Origin of the sequence: Sphingomonas sp. PL20 (genome assembly GCF_017875905.1) — a bacterium.
Lineage (GTDB): Bacteria > Pseudomonadota > Alphaproteobacteria > Sphingomonadales > Sphingomonadaceae > Sphingomonas > Sphingomonas echinoides.
The window spans coordinates 882,166-906,439 of the sequence record NZ_JAGINH010000002.1; the positions used below are offsets into that span (position 1 = coordinate 882,166).

General features: G+C 64.9%; 18 protein-coding genes, 1 tRNA gene and 1 pseudogene. 11 read left to right on the forward strand and 9 right to left on the reverse strand.

The annotated features are described in order from the left end of the window. Positions 1-38 precede the first annotated feature (38 nt). Positions 39-123 (forward strand) — tRNA-Leu (locus H4W01_RS04245). A gap of 6 nt (positions 124-129) precedes the next feature. Here H4W01_RS04245 and H4W01_RS04250 read toward each other — a convergent pair. Continuing rightward, positions 130-1,989 carry an ABC-F family ATP-binding cassette domain-containing protein gene (locus H4W01_RS04250; protein WP_209610030.1) on the reverse strand — a complete coding sequence of 620 codons (1,860 nt, stop codon included), beginning with the start codon at positions 1,987-1,989 and terminating at the stop codon, positions 130-132. 78 nt (positions 1,990-2,067) lie between these two features. Here H4W01_RS04250 and H4W01_RS04255 point away from each other — a divergent pair, with 78 nt between their 5' ends. Continuing rightward, a complete protein-coding gene (locus tag H4W01_RS04255; protein WP_209610031.1) occupies positions 2,068-2,520 on the forward strand; it encodes a GreA/GreB family elongation factor in 453 nt (150 codons plus the stop codon). 99 nt (positions 2,521-2,619) lie between these two features. Then, positions 2,620-2,937, forward strand: coding sequence for a hypothetical protein (locus H4W01_RS04260; protein WP_209610032.1), 318 nt, complete (start codon positions 2,620-2,622; stop codon positions 2,935-2,937). On the opposite strand, the gene H4W01_RS04265 is transcribed toward H4W01_RS04260, so the two are convergent. The 6 genes from H4W01_RS04265 to H4W01_RS04290 form a co-directional block, all read right to left on the reverse strand. Further along, positions 2,934-4,244 (reverse strand): sensor histidine kinase, encoded by a 1,311-nt coding sequence (locus H4W01_RS04265; protein ID WP_209613237.1) that lies wholly within the window; start codon positions 4,242-4,244, stop codon positions 2,934-2,936. The genes H4W01_RS04260 and H4W01_RS04265 overlap by 4 nt on opposite strands. Before the next feature lie 46 nt (positions 4,245-4,290). Next, entirely contained in the window at positions 4,291-5,010 is a 720-nt protein-coding gene (locus tag H4W01_RS04270; protein ID WP_029623019.1) for a response regulator, read from the reverse strand. Positions 5,011-5,099: 89 nt separating this feature from the next. After that, positions 5,100-5,546 (reverse strand): EF-hand domain-containing protein, encoded by a 447-nt coding sequence (locus H4W01_RS04275; RefSeq protein WP_209610033.1) that lies wholly within the window; start codon positions 5,544-5,546, stop codon positions 5,100-5,102. A 135-nt stretch (positions 5,547-5,681) separates the two neighbouring features. Further along, positions 5,682-6,458 (reverse strand): thioesterase family protein, encoded by a 777-nt coding sequence (locus H4W01_RS04280; RefSeq protein WP_209610034.1) that lies wholly within the window; start codon positions 6,456-6,458, stop codon positions 5,682-5,684. Continuing rightward, complete coding sequence (locus H4W01_RS04285) at positions 6,455-7,981, reverse strand: class I adenylate-forming enzyme family protein (protein WP_209610035.1); 1,527 nt, start codon at positions 7,979-7,981, stop codon at positions 6,455-6,457. Before H4W01_RS04285 ends, H4W01_RS04280 begins: the two co-directional genes overlap by 4 nt. A gap of 110 nt (positions 7,982-8,091) precedes the next feature. Continuing rightward, entirely contained in the window at positions 8,092-8,787 is a 696-nt protein-coding gene (locus H4W01_RS04290) for a glutathione binding-like protein (protein ID WP_209610036.1), read from the reverse strand. Between the two features lie 230 nt (positions 8,788-9,017). On the opposite strand from H4W01_RS04290, the gene H4W01_RS04295 reads away from it, so the two are divergent. From H4W01_RS04295 to H4W01_RS04320, 6 genes are all read left to right on the forward strand, one after another. Beyond that, on the forward strand, positions 9,018-10,235 hold the full coding sequence (locus tag H4W01_RS04295; RefSeq protein WP_209610037.1) for an acyl-CoA dehydrogenase family protein: 1,218 nt from the start codon (positions 9,018-9,020) through the stop codon (positions 10,233-10,235). A 106-nt stretch (positions 10,236-10,341) separates the two neighbouring features. Then, positions 10,342-11,409, forward strand: coding sequence for an acyl-CoA dehydrogenase family protein (locus tag H4W01_RS04300; RefSeq protein ID WP_209610038.1), 1,068 nt, complete (start codon positions 10,342-10,344; stop codon positions 11,407-11,409). 220 nt (positions 11,410-11,629) lie between these two features. Next, positions 11,630-14,449 (forward strand): TonB-dependent receptor, encoded by a 2,820-nt coding sequence (locus tag H4W01_RS04305; protein WP_209610039.1) that lies wholly within the window; start codon positions 11,630-11,632, stop codon positions 14,447-14,449. 83 nt (positions 14,450-14,532) lie between these two features. Next, the gene (locus H4W01_RS04310; RefSeq protein ID WP_209610040.1) at positions 14,533-16,893 is read left to right on the forward strand and encodes a ribonuclease R family protein; all 2,361 of its coding nucleotides are present in this window, start codon (positions 14,533-14,535) and stop codon (positions 16,891-16,893) included. A 95-nt stretch (positions 16,894-16,988) separates the two neighbouring features. Beyond that, positions 16,989-17,927, forward strand: coding sequence for a hypothetical protein (locus H4W01_RS22785; RefSeq protein ID WP_334685143.1), 939 nt, complete (start codon positions 16,989-16,991; stop codon positions 17,925-17,927). A 116-nt stretch (positions 17,928-18,043) separates the two neighbouring features. After that, positions 18,044-18,856 (forward strand): MerR family transcriptional regulator, encoded by an 813-nt coding sequence (locus tag H4W01_RS04320; protein WP_209610041.1) that lies wholly within the window; start codon positions 18,044-18,046, stop codon positions 18,854-18,856. A 116-nt stretch (positions 18,857-18,972) separates the two neighbouring features. Here the strand turns inward: H4W01_RS04320 and H4W01_RS04325 are convergent. Both H4W01_RS04325 and H4W01_RS04330 read right to left on the reverse strand, forming a co-directional pair. Next, positions 18,973-20,124 (reverse strand): annotated as a pseudogene (locus H4W01_RS04325) (saccharopine dehydrogenase family protein); the annotation flags it as partial. A gap of 256 nt (positions 20,125-20,380) precedes the next feature. Next, positions 20,381-22,168, reverse strand: a complete 1,788-nt coding sequence (locus tag H4W01_RS04330) for an ABC transporter transmembrane domain-containing protein (protein ID WP_209610042.1) — start codon at positions 22,166-22,168, stop codon at positions 20,381-20,383. A gap of 148 nt (positions 22,169-22,316) precedes the next feature. On the opposite strand from H4W01_RS04330, the gene H4W01_RS04335 reads away from it, so the two are divergent. Beyond that, positions 22,317-23,549, forward strand: a complete 1,233-nt coding sequence (locus H4W01_RS04335) for a polyhydroxyalkanoate depolymerase (protein ID WP_209610043.1) — start codon at positions 22,317-22,319, stop codon at positions 23,547-23,549. Between the two features lie 19 nt (positions 23,550-23,568). Beyond that, the gene (locus tag H4W01_RS04340; RefSeq protein ID WP_209610044.1) at positions 23,569-24,261 is read left to right on the forward strand and encodes a hypothetical protein; all 693 of its coding nucleotides are present in this window, start codon (positions 23,569-23,571) and stop codon (positions 24,259-24,261) included. The last annotated feature ends 13 nt before the right edge of the window (positions 24,262-24,274 follow it).

Here is a 24,274-nt window from a genome sequence, read left to right on the forward strand (position 1 = left end):
TGTCCGGCGCGGTCGCGGCTAACAGCACCGTCCACGCTGCGGGTGTGGTGAAATTGGTAGACGCGCGGGACTCAAAATCCCGTTCCGCAAGGAGTGTCGGTTCGACCCCGACCACCCGCACCATCTTTGTTACGCTGCGGCCAGCTCCAGCGTTTCACTGATCTCAAACCATACCGCTTCGGCCGCTTCGAGCTTCTTCGAAATCTGCGCGTGCTGCTTGGTCAAATCGGCCGGGGTGAGCCGCGCGAGCCAGGCCTCGGCGGTGCTCGGGTCCAGCATCGCACGGTCGATCGCGTCGCGTTGTTTGGTCAGCTTGGTGACCAACGCCTCGGCCTCATGCGCGCGCTTTTGCAGGGCGACGGCGGCGGCGCTCAATTGCGGCTTGTCGTCCTTCTTGGCGGCCTTGGTCTTGGCACCTTCGCCACCACCGTCACCCGCCAGCACGAAAGTGATATAATCCTCCATGCTGCCGGCATATTCCTTCGCCGTGCCGCCATCGACCAGCACCAGCCGGTCGGCGGTGAGTTCGACCATGTGGCGATCGTGGCTGACCAGGATGACCGCGCCGTCATAGGCGTTGAGCGCCTGGACCAGCGCCTCGCGCGCATCGACGTCCAAGTGGTTGGTCGGTTCGTCGAGGATCAGCATGTGCGGTGCGTCGCGGGTGATCAGCGCGAGCGCGAGGCGCGCGCGTTCGCCGCCCGAGAGCTTGCCGACCTTCTGCGTCGCCTTGACGACCGAGAAGCCGAAGCGCCCGAGCTGCGCGCGCACCGCACCCGGTGTCTTGCCCGACATCATGCGGGTCATATGTTCGAGCGGGGTATCGTCGCCGTCGAGTTCCTCGACCTGATACTGCGTGAAATAGCCGACGCGCATCTTGCCGCTGGCGGTCATCGCGCCGTCCATCGTCGGCAATTGCGCGGCGAGCAGGCGCGCGAGCGTGGTCTTGCCGTTGCCGTTGCGGCCCAGCAGCGCGACGCGATCATCGGGATCGAGCCGCAGGTTGAGGCGCTGCAGGATCGGCTTGTCGGCATAGCCGACCGCCGCCATGTCGAGCGTGATCAGCGGCGGGCGCAGTTCTTCAGGAGACGGGAATTCGAACGACAGCGTCGGATCTTCGGCCATCGACGCGATCGGTTGCATCTTGGCGAGCATCTTCTGGCGGCTCTGCGCCTGCTTGGCGGTCGAGGCGCGGGCGCTGTTCTTGGCGATATATTCGGTCAATTTGGCGCGTTGCGAATCCTGCGCGGCCTTGGCGGCGGCGAGCTGGGCGACGCGCTCGGCCCGCTGGCGCTCGAAACTGTCGTAGCCGCCGGTGTAGAGATGGACCTTGCCGCCTTCGAGATGGAGGATGGTGTCGACCACGTTGTTGAGCAGATCGCGCTCATGGCTGATGACGACCATCATCGCCGGATAGCTTTTCAGGAAATTCTCGAGCCACAGCGTCGCTTCGAGATCGAGATGGTTCGAGGGCTCGTCGAGCAGCAGCAGATCGGGTTCGGAAAACAGCAAGGAGGCGAGCGCGACGCGCATTTTCCAGCCGCCCGAATAGCTGTCGAGCGGGCGGCCCTGCATTTCCTCGTCAAAGCCGAGGCCGACCAGAATGCGCGCGGCGCGCGCCGGGGCGGTATAGGCGTCGATCGCGGTCAGCCGGTCATAGACGGCCCCGAGACGATCGGGGTCCTGGCAGGTTTCGGCTTCGCTCAGCAGCGCCGCACGCTCGGTATCGGCGGCGAGCACGGCTTCGATCGGGGTGGTGGTGCCGCTCGGCGCTTCCTGCGCGATATAGCCGATGCGGGTGCCGCGCGGCATCTCGATCTCGCCGAGATCGGGTTCGAGCTGGCCGATCATCACCTTCATCAGCGTGGACTTGCCCGCGCCATTGCGCCCGATCAGGCCGACCCGGCTCTTGGGGGGCAGGGCCGCGCTCGCACCGTCGAGGATCGCGCGCCCACCGAGGCGCACCGTGATACCATTGATATTCAGCATCGGCAGCGCCTAGCAGATTGTTGCGTTGCACCCAAGTGTCCGGCAGCGCGTTATACAACAAACACGAGAGGAAGCGGAATGAGCGTCGCCTTCCGTCGCGAAAGCGATGAGGAACATCTGGAACCCAAGTTCGAACGGCCGATCGCGCCCGGGCCGAATCTGGTCACGCCGCGTGGCCTCGCGCTGATCGGGGTGAAGGTGGAAGAGCTGGAAGCGGCATTGGCCGAGGCGGCGGCGGTCGATCGCGACGCGGTGCTGCGCGAGCTGCGCTATTGGCATACCCGCCAGACCACCGCCGAAGTCGTGCCCGCGCCGCCAGCTGGCGTGATCGGTATTGGCAGTCGCGTGACGTACCACCTGGCGGGTGCCGACCGCACGGTTGAAATCGTCGGTGGCGACGAGGCGGATCCGGCGGAGGGCCGCATCGGCTTCCAGGCACCGCTGGCGCGTGCGCTGATCGGCGCGGAGGTTGGCGAGCGCGTCGATTTTGCCGGCAAGGCCGAGGCGGTCGAAATTATCGGGGTGGCGTGAGCCGGGCTTTCCCGGCACCCTCACGGGTGCGCAGCGAATCCCGGTGCCAAGCGTTGGCAGAGGGAATTTCCGAATAGACCCGATCAAGGATCGCAACCGATGAGTGGTAACCGCAAGCTCGGCCCAATGGGCAATCCCTGGCTCCGGATCGGGATGGACGCCTGGACCTTGGGGCTGGAAGCCTCGGCTGTGATTGGGTTGCGTACCTGGCAGCGGGTGATGGCGGGTCCCAACGGCAATGCCGCCAGCGATGCCGAGGCGCATCGCATGGTCGATGAGAAGATGACGGCGGCGCTGCAGTTGAACATGGCGCTGCTGACCGGCCGCTTGGGAACGACGCCTGCGACGGCGACCAAGAAGATCATCCGGCATTATTCCCGCGCCGTTCGCGCAAACCGGAAGCGCCTTGCGGGTTAACGCGCCAGCGTAATCCGCGCGATCAGACCGCCACCGTCGCGATTCTCCAGGGCGATGTCGCCGCCTGCCTCACGCACGATCGCGTGTGCGAGCGCGAGGCCCAGCCCGATGCCGCCGGTCTCCTTGTTGCGCGATGTCTCCAGCCGGGTGAAGGCTTCGAACACGTCGCCCAGCCGATCGGCGGGGATGCCCGGACCGCGATCGCACACCGCGATCACCACTTCGTGCGGGGTCGCGGTGAGCGTGACCTCGGCCGACTTGCCATATTTCAGCGCATTCTCGATCAGGTTGCGCAGCGCGCGCCGCATGGGCGAAGGGCGCAGCCGCACTTGCAGGCGATCGGCCTCTTCAAAACCGACCGAATGGCCAAGATCGCGGAAATCCTCGACCACGGCATCGACCAATGCCGCCAGATCGACCTCGGTCGGCGGTTCGCTCGGGCGACCCAGCCTGGCGAGCGACAGAATGTCGTCGAGCGTGCGGTTCATCTCGGCGATGGTATCGGCCATTTTCGCGCGATCGGTGTCATCCTCGACCGACTCGATGCGTACGCGCAGCGCCGCCAGCGGGGTACGTAGATCGTGCCCGATCGCCCCGAGCATGCGATCTTTTTCATCCAGCATGGCAGTCACGCGCAGCCGCAACGCATTGAAGGCGACGATCACGTCGCGCACGTCCTGCGGGCCGCTCTCGACGATCGGTTCGGTCGCCGTGCCGGGATGGAAATCGCGAGCGGCAGCGGCAAGGCGGCGTAGCGGACGCGAAATGCGCCGCCCGGCCCACAGCAAGGGCACGAGGACGACGCCGTAGAGGATCGCGGTCTGCGCAAACAAGCGCCACAGGATCGTCGAATCGTTGCGGGTCCAGCCGATGTTGAGCACGATCCATTGCCCATCGGGGCGTTCGACCGCGACGACCAGCTCTGCCCCCGCGCGCAGCAGGCGTTCGATGCGCGATTGGCTGACATAGCGCAGGCGCGGATCATTGGGCGAGATCGGCAGCACTTGCGTCTCAATCCGGTTGGCCTTGACCCCGGCATCGGTAAGGGCGACGCGCAAGGCCCGTTCGATATCGCCCAGCCGCTCCGCCCCGGGCGGGATCGGGGAGGCTGCCAGCACGCGCGTGCGGCTCCACGATCCGCCGCCGCCAATCTTCTTGCCTGCCGCAATGCGTTCGTCGGCATCGACGATGCGCGTGACGGCCGGGCCCGTTGCCTGATCGAGCCGCGCCTGACGGCGCTCCTGCAGCAGCAAGCCAAAATTGATCGCCTGCGCCAGGAACAGCGCCACCGCGATCAGCAGCGCCATCTGGCCGGACAGGTTGCGCGGAAGAAGCCTCAAGGGCGCGCCGTCGTCACAGCCGGGTCACTTCGGCGGCCAGCGTATAGCCACCGCCCCATACGGTCTTGATCAGGTCGGGTGCCTTTGGGTCGGCTTCGATCTTGCGGCGCAAGCGGCTGACCTGATTGTCGATCGCCCGGTCGAACGCGGCGGCTTCGCGGCCTTGCGTCAAATCGAGCAATTGGTCGCGGGTCAGCACTTGGCGCGGGCGCGTGACCAGCGCGTGCAGCAAATTATATTCACCGGTCGACAGTGGCACCGAGACGCCGTCGCGATCGACCAGCGTGCGCTCGCCCGATTTCAGCACCCATCCGGCAAAGGCGAACGACCCGCTCTCGGGGGCATGTTGGCGCACGCCGCCCGCTGCGGCACGGCGCAGGATCACCTTGACCCGTGCCGCCAGTTCGCGTGGCGAAAACGGCTTCACCACATAATCGTCCGCGCCCATTTCGAGGCCGACGATACGGTCGGTCTCCTCGGTGCGGGCGGTGAGGAGGATGACGGGGATTTCACCGCTCTCGCGAATGTGCCGGGTGAGCGACAGACCGTCTTCGCCCGGCATCATGATGTCGAGAATGACGAGGTCGATGGCATAGGCGGTCATCCGCGCGCGCGCGCCCTCGGCATCGCCCGCCTGCGTCACGCGGAACCCTTGCCGCGTCAGGAACTGCGCGAGCGGTTCGCGGATCGAGCGTTCGTCGTCAACCAGCAAGAGATGCGGCGTATCCCCCATGGTGTCGGTGTTTAGCATGACGCGATCCACTTGGAAAAAAGGTGCCGGGCGAGCGGGGGGCAGGCTCGCCCGGCGGCCGGGCCTGGGGATTATTGGCCCGGATTGGGGGAAGGGGCTGGCGCGGGCGCAATCGCGTCCGCAGGGTCGCGGCGCTGCATTACGGCCTTGCGCGCGCGGTCGGTCCAGGCGGCCAATTCGTCCTTGGTGATCTGGCCATCGCCATTGGCGTCGATGCGCGCGAAACGCTTGTCGGCTTGCGCCAGATATTCGGCGCGCGAGATCTTGCCGTCGCCATCGGTATCGGCGCGCTTCAGCAGGCGTGCCGCCGGACCGGTCTGCTCGTCGGCCGAGAGGAAGCCGTCTTTGTTGGTATCCATCGCGTCGAAACGGGCATTCGCCTGCGCCGTGGCTTCGACCTTGGAGATCATGCCATCGCCATTGGTGTCGGCCTGCGCCATGCCACCGCCTTGTGCGATGGCAGCGGCGGTCGCCAGCGCGGCGACGGCGGCGGCAGTGAGAATGCGGGTGAACTTCATCGGCGGATCTCCTGATGCTGCCCCCGACGGTGGCGTGTCGGTGCCCGGGTTATGCCGGGACATCTGTCGCATCCCTATCCCGGGAAAGGGGGCAAAGTGTCGCAAAATGTCGCAAAACCGCAGCGCAGCGGCGGGTTATGCGAAAATGACGACGCTTTGCATGCCCTGCGCAATCGGAACGCCGTCGGCATTCCACAGCATCATCGTCTGGCTCGACCCGCCATTGACCGCGTGGGACGATTCGGCGGCGAGCAACCACCAGCCATCGCGGGTGGCGGGGGCGGGCGTCAGCAGGTTGATGATCCAGGTCACCGAGCTGAGCGGGACGGGCTGTTTGCCGAGCAGTTTGAGTGCGGCCGGGGGGAGCGCATCGGCCAGCGCCAGCACCTCGACCATCGGATCGATCCCCGACGCATCGCGCAACCGCGCCCAGCGTAGCCATTCGGCCTCGCCCGGTGCCTGGTCCTTCAAGTCGAGGAAATTGAAATTGCCGGTGAAGAAGTCGTCCGGCCCGGTGTAGAGCGTCGCATCGGCGGCAGGCGGGGTGACCGTGCGGTGCAGCGCGCCACTGAGCGCGATGCGCGAGGGCTGTTCGGCCATGAACACGAACGTCGCGCGATAGCCGAGCCCCGCCTCCGACACGATATCGGCCTGGATGAAGGCGGCGGTGCGGCCGCGGCGCAATTTGGTGGCAGTTACGGTGACCGCGCCCGAAAGCGGCCCGATAAACGAGACTTGGGCCGATCGCAGCGGCGGCAGATCGGGCTCGATGGTTTGCGCTGCGTGCAGCGCCAGCGCGCTCGACAAGCCGCCATAAGCGGTGCGGCCCTGCAGCCAATCGGTCGGGATCTCCGCGCGGAAACCGCCCGCGATCGGGTGCGCGGCGGACAGGATCTGGTGGATCGGCGTCACAGCGCGTGCTCCGCCAAACGGTCGCGCAGCGCGCGTTTGAGCACCTTGCCGATCGCGCTGCGCGGCAGTTCGGCGATCGCGTGGAGTGCCGACAGACGCTGCGTCTTGCCGAGGTGCGCATTGGTCCACTCGAGGATCTCGGTGATGCTGGCGTCGACCCCGCTATGCGGGACGTAGAAGCCGACCGGGCTTTCCCCCCAGGCCTCGTTCGGCACGCCGATGACGCTGCAATCGGCAACGGCGGGATGGCGCGCCAGCACCGCTTCGAGATCGGCCGGATAGATGTTGAAGCCGCCCGAGATGATCAGGTCCTTCTTGCGATCGAGCAGCGTCAGGAACCCCTCCGCATCGAAGCGCCCGATGTCGCCGTGGCGAATGAAGCGGTTACCATCGGCATCGAACCATTCGGCGGCGGCGGTGGCATCCTTGCGACCGTGATAGGCGGTCATCATCGCCGGGCTGCGGCCGACGACCTCGCCCCTTTCGCCCTGGGGCACCTCGCGACCGTCATCGTCAATCAGGCGGATGTCGTGCCCTTCGACTGGCCGACCCACGGTGTGGAGCTTGTCGGGAAAGGCGTTGGCGATCAGCAGGCAGGTGCCGCCGCCCTCGGTCATGCCATAATATTCGACCAGCAGCCCTGGCCAGCGCGCGACGACATCGGCCTTCAGCGCCGCCGGGAAGGGGGCGGAGGTGCAGGTCTTGAAGCGGAAGCTCGACAAGTCGAAGCGATCGAAATCGGGCAGCGCCATGATCCGCTGATATTGCACCGGCACCAGCATAGTGTGCGTGGCGCGGTGCCGTTCGGCGAGCGTCAGATAGCCGCGCGCGTCGAACTTCTTCATCAACACCACGGTGCCGCCCCAGCCGAGGGTGGGCAGCACGCTGACCAAAGTGGTGTTCGAATACAGCGGCGTTGCGATCATCGTCACCGCGCTCGCGAACCCGGCGGCTTCATTGCGGCTGATATGTGCCCAGCGCATAGCATGGCTCTGCACGATGCCTTTGGGCACGCCGGTGGTTCCCGAGGAATAGATGATGTTGAAGCCATCCTCGGGCACGATCGTGACCGGTGTCGGCTGTGCGCCAACCGGAGCGAGCCAGGATCCCAGCGATTTCAGATGGACGAGCTTGCCGGGAATATGGTGCCCGCTCAGCGCATTTGCCGCATCCGTATCGACAAAGGTGATGGGGGCAGCACAATCGGCGATCATCGCGACGATGCTGTCGGGGGTGCCCGACGGTGCGAGCGGGGTTGCCACGCACCCGGCGCGCAGCGCGCCGAGGAAGATCGCAACATAATCGATGCTGGCGGCGGCGACGATCGCGACCGCGTCACCCTGCTGCACGCCATCGCGCTGAAGCGCAGCGGCGATGCGGTCCACCAGCGCGTCAAGAGTGGCATAATCGAGTTCGCCGCCTGCCTCGGCCAGCGCGACCTTGTCCGGCTGTTCCGCGGCGTGCGCGCGGATCAGGTCGGGCAGGGTGGCAAAGTCGCTCGCGAGCATTTCGGCAGCGGTCATCATGTCCCTTCTCGGCAAATCCCAATATTCGATTCGCTAGAGGATGAGAGCAGGAAAGGCCATACGCGATCTTCGAACGACAGAAATCCTCCCCGGAACGGGGGGATTAGCTAGCCTAGAACCTTCGCGGTCTGCCCGAACAGGATCTTCTTGGCCTCCTCGGTCATCGGCTTGTTCTCGCTGATCGCGGCACCCTTGGCATAAGCGGTAATGGTGTGCGGGCGCGCCGCGATCGCCTCAAACCAGCGCTTCACGTTGGGGAAATCGTCGAGGTTCTGGCCCTGGCGTTGATAAGGGACGATCCACGGATAGCAGGCCATATCGGCGATCGAATATTCACCGGTGATGAAATCGCGGTCGGCCAGGCGGCGATCGAGGACGCCGTACAAACGGTTGGTTTCCTTGACGTAGCGATCGATCGCGTAGGGAATTTTCTCTGGCGCATAGCCGCTGAAATGGTGGTTTTGGCCGAGCATCGGGCCGAGGCCGCCCATTTGCCACATCAGCCACTGGATCGTCTCGGTGCGGCTGCGCAGGTCCGCGCCGATAAAGGCACCATATTTGTCGGCGAGGTACAGCAGGATCGCACCGGATTCGAAGATGGCGATCGGCTCGCCGCCATCGACCGGCTCATGATCGACGATCGCGGGCATCCGGTTGTTAGGGGCGATCTTCAGGAAATCGGGCTGGAATTGCTCGCCCGCGCCGATGTTGACCGGGATGATGCGATACTCGACCCCGGCTTCCTCCAGGAACAGCGTGATCTTGTGGCCGTTTGGCGTGGGCCAGTAATGCAGGTCGATCATGCGCCAAGCTCCTGTTGTGGATGCGGGGGAGATGGGGGAGCCGTTACGCCTGCGCAACCGCGCGCGGTAACAAGGCGTGGGCGGATTGCGACATGTCGAGGCGCTGGGTGGCGCAGGCATAGCGAGCGGATTCGCCTTGCGGCATTGCCAATACCGCTTTTCACGAGGGGCAATCTGTGGCATCGCATGCCATACCCAATCTTCAGATTCGATCGACAAGGACAGGTTTTATGGCGACTGCGCCCGAACTCGACGCTCCAGTGACGGCGCTTGACGAGTTCCGCCAGACGGCCCGTACCTGGCTTGCCGCCAACTTTCCGTCTGCGCTCAAGGGCAAAGACAATGCGCTGTCGGCGCTTGAAGGGCCGACCGACCTCTCCGCCGAGGAGATCGCGTGGAAGACGGCGATGGGGGAAAAGGGCTGGGGCGTGCCCGGCTGGCCCAAGGCGTATGGCGGTGGTGGGCTCGACAAGGCCGAAATGCGCATCCTGCAGGAAGAAATGGCGCGGATTGGCGCGTGGAACCCGATTGGCGGCATGGGCGTGATGATGTTCGGCCCGACCCTGCTCGAATATGGCAGCGAGGCGCAGAAGCACGAACATATCCCCGCGATCGCCAAGGGCGATGTGCGCTGGTGCCAGGGTTATAGCGAGCCCAATGCCGGGTCCGATCTCGCCAATGTGCAGACCTTCGCCGAGGATGCGGGCGACCATTATATCGTCAACGGGCAGAAGACCTGGACCAGTGGCGGGCAATGGGCCGACAAATGCTTCGCACTGGTCCGCACCGACAAATCGCAGAAGCATGGCGGCATCAGCTTCCTGCTGATCGACATGACCGCGCCCGGCGTCGAGGTGAAGCCGATCCGGATGATTTCGGGGCAATCGCCGTTTTGCGAGACCTTCTTCACCAATGTGAAGGTGCCCAAGGAAAACCTCGTCGGGCGTGAAGGCCAGGGCTGGGAAATCGGCACGCGCTTGCTGCAGCACGAACGCAACAGCCTGTCGGGCGGGGGCGGGGCCTCGCGGCTGTTCGCGGGCAAGCCGCTAGGCGCGCTCGCCAAGGACTATCGCGGCGCGGACGAACAGGGTCGCGTACCCGACAGCGATTTGCGGATGCGCATCGTGCGGCATGAGATGGACAGCCGCGCCTTCGCGCTGACGCTGCGCCGTGCCGCGCTGGAGGCGAAGTCGAACCAGGGGCCATCGGCAGCGACCTCGATCATGAAGAATGTCGGCGCGCGCATCACGCAGGAGCGCGCCGAATTGTCGATCGAGATCATGGGCATGGCCGGGCTCGGCTGGGAGGGCGAGGGGTTCAGCGAGGACGAGCTGACCCAGACGCGCACCTGGCTGTGGGGCAAGGCGGTGTCGATCTATGGCGGATCGACCGAGATCCAGAACAACGTGATTTCCAAGCGCATCCTCGGGATGCTCGACCACCAGTAATTTGAGATAGGCTGCCGCGACGCGCGGCGAGCCGGAGAGGGGCGGGGTGAAGGATGGCTGAAGCCATCCTCCCCCGTTTCACCCATCACAGAACGGGGACCGCGACATGGCCGTACTCAACGAAGAACAGACGATGCTCCGCGACATGGTGCGCGAATGGTCTGACAATGAATCGCCCGTAACCGCCTTCCGCAAGATGCGCGCGGCTGCCCCCGCCGAGGGGTATGATCCGGCGGCGTGGCAGGCGCTCTCGGAAATGGGCGTGGCGGGCATCGTCATTCCGGAAGCCTTTGGCGGCACCGCCTTTGGCTATCTTTCGCTCGGCCTGGTGCTGGAACAACTCGGTCGCAATCTCGCGGCATCGCCGCTGGCGGCGACGTCGGCGGCGGCGAGCGCGATCGTTTTGGGCGAATCCGAGACGGCGAAAGCTGCGTGGTTGCCACGCATCGCCAGCGGCGAAGTGGTCGCCACGCTCGCGGTCGATGAGGGGCCGGTGCACGATCCGGCCAAAATCGCGACCAAGGTGGTCGACGGTCGGCTGAGCGGCACCAAGGCGTTCGTCGCCGAAGGCGATAGCGCGGGCGTTTTCGTGGTGGCCGCCGAGGATGGGCTGTATCTGGTTGCCGGCGATGTCGGCGTGACGCGCTCCCCGCGCCATATGACCGATTCACGCAGCCATGCGCAGGTCACCTTCGTCGATGCGCCTGCGGAGCGGCTCGGCGATACCGGGCTGACCGCGCGCGTGGTCGATCGCGCGACAGCGGCGGTGTGCGCCGAAATGCTCGGCCTGGCCGAGCAAGCGTTCGCCACCACCAACGATTATCTGAAGACGCGCGTGCAATTCGGGCAAGTGCTCTCAACCTTCCAGGCGCTGCAGCATCGTATGGCCAAGATGTTCACCGAGCTTGAGCTGATGCGCTCGGTCGTTGAAGGCGCGCTCGAAGCGATCGATGTCGGACGGTCGGACGTCGACCAGGCGGTCAGCCTCGCCAAAGCGGTGGCGGGTGACACGCTGCACCTTGTCAGCCGGGAAATGATCCAGCTGCATGGCGGCATCGGCATGACCGATGAGCATGATGCGGGCTTCTACATCAAGCGCGCGCGCATTTTGGAGACGATGTGGGGCAATGCTGCATTCCATCGGGAGCGCTTTGCCCGACTGAACGGATATTGATCGGGATCGTATCGCTCTTCGCTAGTGCACCATGAACGCCCCCTTTTCGAAGGTCCGTTCTGGCCACTTCGGCCGTGTCATTTTTATCGCAAGTCCGTAAAACTCCTATAGCTGTGCCGCCATTTGCGGCGTTTCCGCGCTTGACGCGGCCCCGTTCTCGATTAAATTCGATGATAGGGTACGGAACCGATTAGCGTTCCGGCCCTTCGGGGAGAGAGATATGACGAACGCCTTGTTGTCTGCATGTGCCATGTCCGCGCTCGCGCTTGGGATCGCCATGCCAGCGTCGGCGCAGACCGCGCCTGCAGCCGGGGTGCCGTCGTCGCCGCCGGGAGCCGCAAAGGCTCCGGCGGCGGCCGAGGCGACCGACGAACCGACCCGCGATATCATCGTGACGGCGACCCGCCGCAATTCGCTGCTGTCGGACGTGCCGCTTGCAGTGTCGGCGGTATCGTCGGCGTCGCTGTCCAATTCGGGTGCCAACGACATCCGCCAGCTCAATCAGCTCGCACCATCCTTGCTGGTGTCGTCGACCGGATCGGAGGCGAACGGTTCGGCGCGCATTCGCGGCATCGGCACGGTGGGCGACAATCCCGGCCTGGAAAGCTCGGTCGCGACCTTTATCGACGGCGTCTATCGCAGCCGCACCGGGGCCGGTCTCAACGATCTCGGTGAGATCGACCGGATCGAAGTGCTGCGCGGTCCGCAGGGAACGCTGTTCGGGCGCAATGCCAGCGCGGGTTTGCTCAACATCATCACCAAGCAGCCGAGCTTTACCTTCGGGGCCAATGGCGAGCTGACCTATGGCAATTACAATGCGGTGCGCGCCTCGGGCAGCGTCACTGGCCCGATCACCGAAACGATCGCCGCGCGGCTTGATGGCGTCTATTCGAAGCGCGACGGTTTCTACACGGACGCGGTGACGGGCCAGCGGCTCAACAATCGCGATCGCTACTTCGTGCGCGGGCAGTTGCTGTATCAACCCACTGCCGACCTGTCGGTGCGGTTGATCGGCGATTATACGCACCGCGTCGAATCCTGCTGCGCCGCCGTCTATGTTTCGACGGTCGAAACCTATGATCCGACGCCGGGCGCGGCGGGGACCAATCCCGAACATGATTATGCCAGCCGCACCAACCGCATCACCGACGTGATGACCAGCATGGGCGGGGTGTTTCCGGGCGGCGTGTATCCGGCGAACATGACGCCCTATAATCGCCTGACTTCCGATACGCCGGGCCGCAGCTTCCGCGGCAAGACCACCGATGGCGGCATCTCGGGTGAAATCAACTGGAAGATCGGGGACATCGCGGTGACCTCAATCACCGCGTACCGCGAATATAAGGCGGAGGCTCCGGGCGACGTCGATTACAGCAACATCGACTTGCTGTACCGTGCTGCAGACGGCAATGCGTTCCGCCAGTTCAAGACGTTTTCGCAAGAACTGCGCCTGCAGGGATCGCTGTTCAAGGACCGGCTCGACTGGCTCGTTGGCGGCTATTTCTCCAATGAAGATCTGACGGTTCGCGACAACCTCAAATTCGGCTCGCAATATGGGGCCTTTGCCGCGTGCCGCCTGGTCGCGACGATCAACGCCGCTGCGGTGCTGCGCAATCCCAGCGCACCGGGCTGTCTCAGCCCCACCGGTATCGCCACGTTGAACGGGGCGTTTGGCGCGGCGGCACCGATCTTCATCAACGGTCTGAACACGCTCAGCACGGTCAACAATGTCGGCGACAACAACGCCAATTACTATCAGCGCAGCCGCAACTTTGCGTTCTTCACGCACAATATCGTGCACATCACCCCGACGCTCGATCTGACGCTGGGCCTGCGCTACACGCATGAAGAAAAGACGTTCCGCGCCGATTTCACCAATACAAATACCGCCTGCCCGACGCAGCAAGCGTTCTTCGCGCCCTATCTGACCGGGGGCGCGACGCCGCTGCCGGCCTCGCTGCAATCGCTGGCGGCGGGCGTCGTCAACCTGACCTGCCAGGGCAATTCCAGCTCGGCGCTCAATGCCTTGAAGCTGAGCGACAAGCGCAAGGAAGGCGAGTTCACCGGCACGGCGGTGCTCTCCTGGAAGCCGACCACGGGTGTGCTGACCTATGCCAGCTATTCGCGCGGCTATAAGGCAGGCGGCTTCAACCTCGATCGCTCGGCCTTGGGCCAGCCGATCTTCTCGCCGACCGACCCGCGCCAGTTTGGCGGGCGTGGCGCTGGCTTTGGCACCGCGAACCTCCAGTTCGATGCCGAGAAGGTCAACGCCTATGAAGTCGGCGTGAAATATACCAGCCGCCGCTTCAACCTGAACGTCGCCGCCTTCCAGCAGGACTTTAAGGACTTCCAGCTCAACACCTTCAACGGCTCGGTCTTCCTGGTGCAGAATATCGACTCCTGCTCGACCGATTTGGCGGGCGCGGACCGCGATGCATCGGCATCGACCGGGGCGTGCGATCCCAACAATGTCCGGCCCGGCGTGCGGACGCGCGGCGTGGAAGTCGAGGCGGCAATCTACCCGACGCGCAACGTCGCCTTCACCGCCGGGTATACGCTGGCCGATACCAAGTTCCGCAACAATCTGGTCGGGCGCAACACCGGCGCTCCGCTGGACCCCGCCTTGTTCCTGCTGCCGGGGCAGGCCTTGTCCAACGCGCCGCGCAATGTCGTGACCAGCAGCATCGCCTGGACGCCGCGTTTGGGCAGTTCGGGCCTGTCGGGGCTGATCTATGTCGATCAGCGCACCACCAGCGATTACAATACCGGCTCCGACCTGTTCCCGGAAAAGAAGCAGGACGGCTTCACCACGGTGAACGCGCGTGTCGGCATCCGTGGGCCCAAGGAGCAGTGGGCGATCGAACTGTGGGCGCAGAATGTGACCAATACGCAATATGAGCAGGTCGCGTTCAGCACGCCCTTCCAGGGATCGGGCAGCGTCGCCAACGTCCAGGCCTTTGGCGGCACCGCCAACCAGACGATTTCCGCCTTTCTTGCCGAACCGCGCACCTATGGCGTGACGCTGCGCGGCAAGTTCTGAGCCCCACCCCGGCGAAGGGCCCGTCACCGTGCACGGTGGCGGGCCCTTTGCCGTTTGGGCGCGCGTAGCGTATCGCTAGGCCGATGCCCAAACCGATAAAGCGCACGCCCGGCCTGCCGACCCGCGAGCAGATCCTCGATTTCATCTCCGCCTCGCCGACCCCGGCGGGCAAGCGCGAGATCGCGCGGGCCTTCGGGCTGACCGCGCAGGACAAGATCCTGCTGAAGGCGCTGCTCAAGGACATGGCCGATGAGGGGCTGATCGACAGCGCTCCCGGCCGCGCCTTCCACAAGCTTGGTGGCTTGCCCAAGGTGACCGTGCTGCGCATCGCCGATGTCGACGACAGCGGCACCGCCTGGGCCGTGCCCGAACGCTGGGAGGCGGAGACGCCCGCCCCCAAGCTGCGCGTGCGTGAGCGCAAGCAGGGCGCGCTGGGGGTGGGCGACCGCATCCTCGCGCGCACCGAGGAAGCGGGCAAGGGCTGGATCGCGCACCCGATGAAGACGCTGCCCAAGGGCGAGGAACTGGTGCTTGGCGTGCTGCGGCAGGAGGGCGCGACGCTGTGGCTGCAGGGCGTGGAGAAGAAGGAGCGCCGCGAATTCCAGGTGTCCGATGCGGGCGCGGCGCAAGTCGGCGATCTGGTGCTGGCCGAAAAAGCCGGGCGCCCGCCGCGCATCACCGTGCGCGTGACGCAAGTGCTGGGCGACCCGTTCGCGCCGCGCAGCTTCTCGCTGATCGCGATTCACAAGCTGGGGATACCGGACGTGTTTTCGGCGGAGACGCTGGAGGAAGCGGTGCGCGTGGCTGCGCAGCCTTTGGGCCCAGAAACCGGCAAAGGCGCGCGCGAAGACCTCCGCCATCTGCCGATCGTCGCGATCGATCCGGCCGATGCGCGCGACCATGACGATGCGGTGTGGGCCGCGCCCGATGACGATCCGGCCAATGACGGCGGCTGGAAGGCGATCGTCGCGATTGCCGATGTGTCCTTCTATGTCCGCCCCGGATCGAGCCTCGACCGCGAGGCGCGGCGGCGCGGCAACAGCGTCTATTTCCCCGACCGGGTGGTGCCGATGCTGCCCGAAAGCCTGTCGGCGGAGATGTGCTCGCTGAAGGAGGGCGTCGATCGCGCGGCGCTCGTCTGCCATTTGCAGGTGAGCAAAGGCGGCGCGCTGAAATCGTGGCGCTTCACCCGCGCGGTGGTGCGGATCGCGGCGAACCTCGCTTATGAGGATGCGCAGGCGATGGTGGATGCGCACGCGGCTCGCCAAGCCTCCGTTCGCCCTGAGCCTGTCGAAGGGCTGCTCTCCACGTCGACCGAGGCATCAGGAGGAGACGGGGGCTTCGACAAGCTCAGCCCGAACGGAAGTTTTGCCGTACCTCCTCCATTGCTCGAGGCCGCCCTCCTCCCGCTGTGGGGCTGCTGGAAGGCGCTGTCCAAAGCCCGCGCCGCGCGCGCGCCGCTCGACCTCGATCTGCCCGAACGCCGCGTGGTGCTCGACGAGAAGGGGCGCATCCTGTCGGTCGCCCCGCGCGAGCGGCTCGATGCGCATAAGTTGATCGAGGATTATATGATCGCCGCCAATGTCGCTGCGGCCAAGGCGCTGGAGGCGAAGAAGGCGCCGGTCATGTACCGCGTCCACGAACAGCCGAGCCGCGAGAAGCTGATCGCGCTGAAGGACTATCTCAAGACCTATGGCATCGAGTTCGCGCTCGGCCAGGTGGTGCGGCCCAAGACCTTCAACCAGATCCTCGACAAAGTGATCGACAGCGACGCGCGCCCGCAGATCATGGAGCAAGTGCTGCGCACCCAGACCCAGGCTTATTATGCACCCGCCAATATGGGGCATTTCGGGCTGGCGCTGGGCAGTTATGGCCATTTCACCTCGCCGATCCGGCGCTATGCCGATCTGATCGTGCACCGCTCGCTGGTCGCCGCGTATGACCTTGGCCCCGGCGGGCTGACCGAAGGCGAGGCCGCGACGATGGAGCGGATCGGCGAGAGCATCTCGATGCTCGAACGCCGCGCGATGGAGGCCGAGCGCGACACGATCGACCGCTATGTCGCGGCTTTCCTGAGCGAAAAGGTCGGCGAAGTGCTGGAGACGCGCATCACCGGCGTGACCAATTTCGGCTTTTTTGCGACGGTCGAGGGGATTGGCGGCGACGGGCTGATGCCGGTGCGCGACCTGGGCGGCGAGTATTTCCGCTTCGACGAGGCCAGCCGCACGCTGGTCGGCGAGCATAGCGGCACGGTCTTCGCCAGCGGGCAGAAGCTGCCGCTGCGGCTGGCCGAGGCCAACCCGGTGTCGGGGGCGCTGCGCTTCGAGATGGTCGAGGGGCGCGGGGCCGCCCCCGAGCGCGAACCGCGCGGCAAGGGACCAGCGCGCGTGATCAAGCGGCGCGGGCGACCGGCGAACATCCGGCATCAGGGGAAGAAGCGGTAGGGTGTTGAGGGCGTTTGGAATTTTTATAGATCTGCGGAAAGGTCGCTCTGCCGAATAGGATTGCGGACGTCCGGCGAGGGTGACAGGATTAGCATATGTTGAGCCTTGCCATCTTACTCGCCTCCGCATCCGTTGCCGCGCCCTCCTGTGCAACAGGGAACTGGGCGTTGCAGGCCAGCGGTCAGACGCTGTTCCGTCTGGATATCAAGGCGACGCCCGCTGGCGCGACGGCGACGTGGGAGCGTCCTGAGAATTGGGAGAGCGAGGATGGCGAGAGCTTCTCGCAGATCACCGGCCCCGTGGTTCGCCGTCAGGCGCTGGCCGTCAAATCGGTGAACGGCGAACTTGAAATCAGCTTCGATGACCCGAGACCGGGGGCAACTCCAGACAATGTCCACGTACACTGTGTCGACGCAGGCCATCTGAGTGTCACGTACCTCGGAACGGTGTTTGAGCCCTTCGATCTGGTCAAGGATGAATCAAAAGGGGCTGCATTAGGCCCGTGGGAAAGTGGGCGTAGCTATCGTCGTGTGATCAACCGCCCGACGAATGCCGAGATGACGGCAATTTTCGATGCTGATCAGGCGGACCGGCAACCAGACCGCACCGACTGGTCTGTTGTCGGTCCCGCTGACGAGAAACGTCGGGCTCGCACCGAGCAATTGCTTGATTCCGGCGCGCTTCAGAGCGGCGATGACTTCTATCGCGCTGCCTTCATTTTTCAGCATGGTGCCAAAGCAGACGACTATTTAAAGGCACATCTCCTCGCGACGATTGCCGTGGCACGAGGCAAGTCAGGAGCGGTGTGGATCGCCTCCGCTACGCTTGACCGCTATCTTCTAGCCATCGATAAGCCGCAGGTGCTTGGGACCCAATATAGGATGCCCAAAGGGGCTGCTGTCACGCAGGAACCGTATGACCGTACCTTGGTCTCGGACGCGATGCGCAAGGCACTTCAGGTTCCGTCTCTAGCCGAACAGGAGCAGCAGCGGCAGCAATTTGCGGCGAAGGCCGCAGAGGCGAAGAAGCCGTGAATAGAGCAGGTGCGCACCGCTCCCTTTCGATCGCCTTCTACGCCTCACCAAAGAATCCGCCTGCTCTCCAAAACACCCCTTGAAGTTGACCCAAGGTCAACCGGCATAAGGGCGGCATGGATGAGACGTTTGCCATTGATGAAGTGGTCCGCCGCACCGGCCTGACCGCAAGGGCGCTGCGCTTTTATGAGGCGCGCGGGTTGGTGTCGCCGCTGCGCACCCAGTCGGGCCGTCGCTGGTTCGGGCCGGCCGAGCTGGAGCGGGTGCATCGCATCGTCGCGCTCAAGAAAGCCGGGCTGAGCCTTGGCGACATCAAGCGGCTGTTCGATCGCAAACCGATCGACCTTGCCGCCTTGCTGAGCGCGCAACGCGAGCGGCTGGCGGTCCAGGCGCAGGAGATTGGCGACGCCATCATCCTGATCGATTCCGCATTGTCCCGCATCAACCGAGGCGAGCCGCTCGATGCCGCGACACTTTGCTCGCTGATCCGCGATGGAGATACAGTCATGAACGATCAGGCAAAAGCGTGGAAGGACGTGATCGACCGCTATTACACGCCCGAAGAACAGGCCGAGTGGCACGCGCAAATGGGGGCGGCTCCGCAAGTCTCGACCCCCGATTATCTGGCGCAGTGGCGGGCGCTGAGCGACCGGATCGAGGCGGCCTTGCCGCTCGACCCGGCCAGCGATGCGGCGCTGGCGTTTGTGCGGGAGTGGCTGACGCTGCTCGAACCGTTCAGCCGCGTCGCCACCCCGGCTATGTGGGAAGGCTCGGCGCGACTCTATGCCGATATGGGCGCGTGGGAGGGCACGGCCGACGCCGGGTTCAGCAAGCGGGTGTGGGACTTCATCAACCAGGCCGCCGCCGTCGCGCGCGGGGCGGGCAAGGATATCGGGCCGGTGCCTGCCTTTGTGCAGGCGCGGGGGTAAACCTTCCGTTCGGGCTGAGCTTGTCGAAGCCCCCTCTCCTCGGGAGCGTGGCTCTTTGGGGAGAGGGGCCCTTCGACAGGCTCAGGGCGAACGGTGAGCGGAGTGGACGAGCTTTTCCCGCAGCGGAAGGTCAGCCCCGCTTTCGCCTGTAGCCGGTCCGCCAGCACTGTCCCCATCAGCGCGCCGGGTGTCCAGATGCCGCCGTCTCCGCGCACGTCCTCGACCAGGCAGCGCGCGGTTTCGGCGATCATCTTGCTGGTCGATCCGTAGCCCGGATCCTTGTCGCCGGTGACGACGCAATCGATGCGTTCGCCCTTGGCACCTTCGCCGATGAACAGCAGGTCGTAGAAACCGGCGTCGCGCTCCTCCTTGGAGGGGCCTTCGCCGGGCTTGGGGCCGTGCGCGCTGGCGAGCGGGTTGATCCGCGCGATCGCTTCGGCGGCGGCCTTGCCCATGTCGCCAAGGCCGGGGGCGACCATCATCTCGTCATAGACGAAATCGGCGCCGAAGCGTTCGCCCAGCAGGAAATTGGTGCGGTGGACGTTCTTGGTGTTGATCGGCGCCATGATGAAGGGCGCGACCCATGCCTCGATCGTGCGGTCATATTCGGGGATCAGCCCGGTCGGCTGATGCGGGCCGGTAAAGCCCGGCGTGAGCGCGAACGGGTTGGTGAGCAGGCCGAGGATCGAGGGGTTCTTGGCAGCGGCGGCGAGCGTTGCCTTGAGGCTGGCGGCGGTGCCACCCGAAAAGCCGCCCTGCATTTTCCGCACGCGGCCTTTCACGCGCGGCACGGGCGCGCCGAACTTGGCGCGGGCGGCCTCCTGTAGAGTCAGCACGCCGAGATCGAACGGGATCGAATCGAAGCCGCACGAAAAGACGATGCGCGCGCCGCTGCGCTGCGCGGTGGCATGGTGCGCATCGATCATGTGGCGCATCCAGGCGGGTTCGCCGCACAGATCGACATAAGCGGTGCCGGTCTCGGCGCAGGCGGCGACGAGATCGCTGCCATAGAGCTGGTAGGGGCCGACGGTGGTGAGCACGACCTGGGTGCGTTCGCACAGCGCGCGCAGGCTGGCGGGGTTTTCGGAATCGGCGGTGAGGAGCGGGGTGTCGGCGGGCGCGCCGATCAGATCGCGCACTTCGGCCAGCTTGGTGGCAGAGCGCCCCGCCATCGCCCAGCGCGGCGCGCCGCTATGCGCGAGATATTCGGCGACCAGACGGCCGGTAAAGCCGGTCGCCCCGAAAACGATAATGTCGAAATCGCGCATGTCTCTCCCCTCCCGCCTGGCGGGAGCGGTCGGGCAGGGGCCGGTCGCTCCGTGCGGTTTGGCTGGATCATGCCCTCCCCCAGCCCCTCCCGCAAGCGGGAGGGGAGAAGGGGCCTTTTCTCCTCTTCGCGCCTTCGCGCCTTCGCGTGAACAGACCTTCTTTGATTCACGCGAAGACGCGAAGGCGCGAAGAAGGGCGCGTAGGGTTCGCCGACGCGCTGACGGGGGGAGGGGATTGGGGCGCTGCGCGGTAAGGTTACGCGGCTTCGCTGAATTGCAGGCTGGCGAGGCGGGCGTAGAGGCCGTTTTGGTCGACCAGCGTGCCGTGCGTGCCTTGTTCGACGATGCGGCCGTCGCTCATCACGATGATGCGTTCGGCGGCGCGGACGGTGGCGAGGCGGTGCGCGATGACGAGCGTGGTGCGCTCGGCCATCAGCCGTTCGAGCGCCTCCTGGACCAGGCGCTCACTCTCGGCGTCGAGCGCGCTGGTGGCTTCGTCGAGCAGCAGGATCGGGGCGTTGCGCAGCAGCGCGCGCGCAATCGCGACGCGCTGGCGCTGGCCGCCCGACAGCCGCGCGCCGCCTTCGCCGAGGAAGGTATCGAGCCCCTCGGGCAATTTGCGCAGGAATTCGGCGGCATTGGCAGCCTCGGCGGCGGCCCACAGCTCGTCGTCGCGCGCATCCCAGCGGCCATAGCGGAGGTTGTCGCGGGCCGAGGCGCCGAAGATCACCGTTTCCTGCGGCACCATCGCGATGCGCGCGCGCACTTCGGCGGGGTCGGCGGTGCGCAGGTCGACGCCATCGATCTTCACCGCGCCGGTCGAGGGATCATAGAAACGCTGGATCAGCTGGAACAAGGTGGTCTTGCCCGCGCCCGAGGGGCCGACGATCGCGACCGTCTCGCCCGGCGCGACCGACAGCGAGAAATCGTGCAGCGCCGCCACATCGGGCCGGGTGGGGTAGCGGAATTCGACATGATCGAACTCGATCGTCCCGCGCGGCGGCTGCGGCAGCGTGATGGGTTTGGCGGGCGCAGCGATTTCCGGCCGCTCGTCCAGCAATTCGGCCAGCCGCTCGGCCGCGCCCGAGGCGCGCAGCAAATCGCCATAAACTTCGCTCAGCGACCCGAACGCGCCGCTGACCAGCACCGAGGTCGCCAGAAACGCGGTGAGCGACCCCGCCGACAGCCGCCCCGCCGCGACATCGGCGACGGTGCTCCACAACAGCAAGGTGATCGCGCCGAAGATCAACGTGATGAACAAGGCCGTGAGCAGCGCGCGCAGCAGGATGCGGCGCTTGGCGGCGGCGAAGCTGCGCGTCACCGCATCGGCAAAGCGCTGCGCCTCGCGGCGTTCCTGCCCGAACGCCTGGACGATCTTCATCGCCGAAAACACCTCGACCGCCATTGCGCCAATGTCGGCGATGCGGTCCTGGCTGGTGCGCGAATGCGTCCGCAGCCGCCGCCCGAGCAGAATGATCGGCAACAGCGTGAGCGGAATACCGATCAGGATCATCCCCGCCAACTTCGGCGCAAGCACGAACAGCGAAACAATCCCGCCAATCCCGGTAATGGCATTGCGCAGCGCGACCGATACGGTGGTGCCGACCGCCATTTCGATCTGGCCGGTATCGGCGGTAAGGCGCGAAGCGATTTCGGACGGGCGGTTCTCCTCGAACCAGCGCGGCGTCAAGTTAAGCAGATTGTTCTGCACCGCGATGCGCACGTCGGCGACGGTGCGTTCGCCCAGCCACGACACGAAATAGAATCGGATCGCGGTGGCGATGCCCAGCACCAGCACGACCGCGAACAGCAAATAGAAAGTGCGGTCGACATGCGCCATATCGCTGCCGTGCGAAAAACCGCGGTCGATCACCGATTTGAACGTCCACGGAATATAGATTGTCGTGGCCGAAGTGACGAACAGCGCACACAGCGCGATCGTCAATTGCACCGGATATCGGCTGGCATAGCGCCACACCATGGCCAGACTGCTGAGCTTGCGTTGGGTCGGTTCGCTGGGGAGCGCGCTTTGGGGGTCTGCCATGGTCCATCCGCCTAGCAGGGACCGGGCTGGCCCTCAACGTGGATACTGATCACCGTCGAAACGTTCACCTTAAAGCGAGGATTGCCGAATGCGGCGGTGCGGCATAAGTTTGATGCTATGATGAGATTTCGCTGCTAGAAAGTCCGGTATGTTGTACAACGCCTATGAGATGCAAAAATCGTTGCTGGCCGGTGCCAGCGCGATGGCCGACTTCAGCGCAGGGGTGCTGAGCAACCCGGCCAATCCCTTTTCCTATTTCGGCGGGGGGCAGATCCTCAGTTCCGCGCTGGAGGTGTTCGCGCACGCCGCCGCACCGCGCGGCAAGCCGGCCTTCGGGCTGGATTTCACCACGATCGACGGCAAGACGGTCGAGATCCACGAAGAGATCGCACTGCGCAAACCCTTCGGGCAATTGCTGCATTTCAAGCGCAAGGGCGTCGAAGGCGGCCCCAAGCTGCTGATCGTCGCGCCGATGTCGGGCCATTACGCCACGCTGCTGCGCGGCACGGTGGAGCGGATGCTGCCGGTGGCGGACGTCTACATCACCGATTGGCGCGATGCGAAGCTGGTGCCGCTGTCCGAGGGCAAGTTCGACCTCGACGATTATGTCGATTATCTGATCGAATTCCTGGAAACGATCGGCAGCAATGAAGGCCAGGGCGGCACGCACATGCTGGCGGTGTGCCAGCCCTCGGTGCCGTGCTACGCCGCCGCCTGCGTGATGAGCGCCGACAACAACCCGGCGCGCCCCAAGACGCTGACCATGATGGGCGGCCCGATCGACACGCGCGAAGCGCCGACCGCGGTCAACACGCTGGCGACCGAGCGGCCGCACAGCTGGTTCAGCCAGAATGTGATCGCGACGATCCCCGGCACCTATCCGGGCGCCGGGCGGCGCGTTTATCCGGGCTTCCTGCAGCTCGCCGGTTTCATGTCGATGAACCTCGGCAACCACATGATGTCGCATTACGAGATGTTCAAACATCTGGTGCAGGGCGAGGATCTGGAAGCCGAGGCGACCAAGGATTTCTACGAGGAATATCGCTCGGTCTGCGACATGACCGCCGAATTCTACCTGCAGACGATCGACGTGGTGTTCCAGGATCATGCGCTGCCCAAGGGCACGATGACGCACCGCGGCCGCCTGGTCGACCCCGCCGCGATCACCGACATCGCGATCCTGGCGATCGAGGGCGAGCGCGACGATATTTCAGGGTTGGGCCAGACCAAGGCCGCGCTGAAGATCTCGACCAGCCTCCCCGAATACAAGAAGCGCTATTACATGGCCGAGGGCGCCGGGCATTACGGCATCTTCAACGGCTCCAAATGGCGCACCAAGGTGGCCCCGGTGGTCGAGGAATGGATGAAGGCGCACGGGTGAGGGGCTAAAGTCATTTGAGGTGATGATCAGAACTGCGATCTTCCTTGGGGTGTGCTCACTCGGCGTCGCCGTGAATGCATATGCCCAGCAGTTGCAACAACAGCAGCTGCATCCCCTCGGAAATGATATTGTAGTGGAAGGGAAGCGGGCAGTATTAAAAGGCGGCGATTGGACTCTGACCCTGTCGCGTTCTTACACCTACGGCACCGCATTCAATCCAGAAGACCTTCGCCCGACCGGTTCGGATAAAACGTGGCACATGTGCCTCGCGGACACAGACGTCGAGCCGCTGATGCGCATTCTGGTTGGTGAAGGGCAGGCTCCGTCAGCAACGGCGCATTGCTCCCGTCTTCAAGTCCGCCTTGGGAGCGGAAAACTCAGCGCTACCCAATCCTGTGTCGGTACAACGATGATGGCACCCAGCACGGATATCGGCAGGATCGCTATCGAGCAGGACGCGAATGACCACGGTCTGGGGCCACCCAAATCAAGTGATCGCAACGCATCCCAAATCCCACCCGAGGCACCGACGCGAGCCCAAAACCATCTGAATGTGACGGGGAATTATTCCAACACGAGTCTGCGCTTGGATTTTGTTGATGTCCAAGAGCCCGAAGCACCAAGGCCCGGTGGGCCGCCGGTCAGAAATGAACGCCACTGGTCTATTCAAGGGCAGCGGCATGGCGACTGCGCAAAACCCGTGTCGAAGTAATGACCGACGCTGG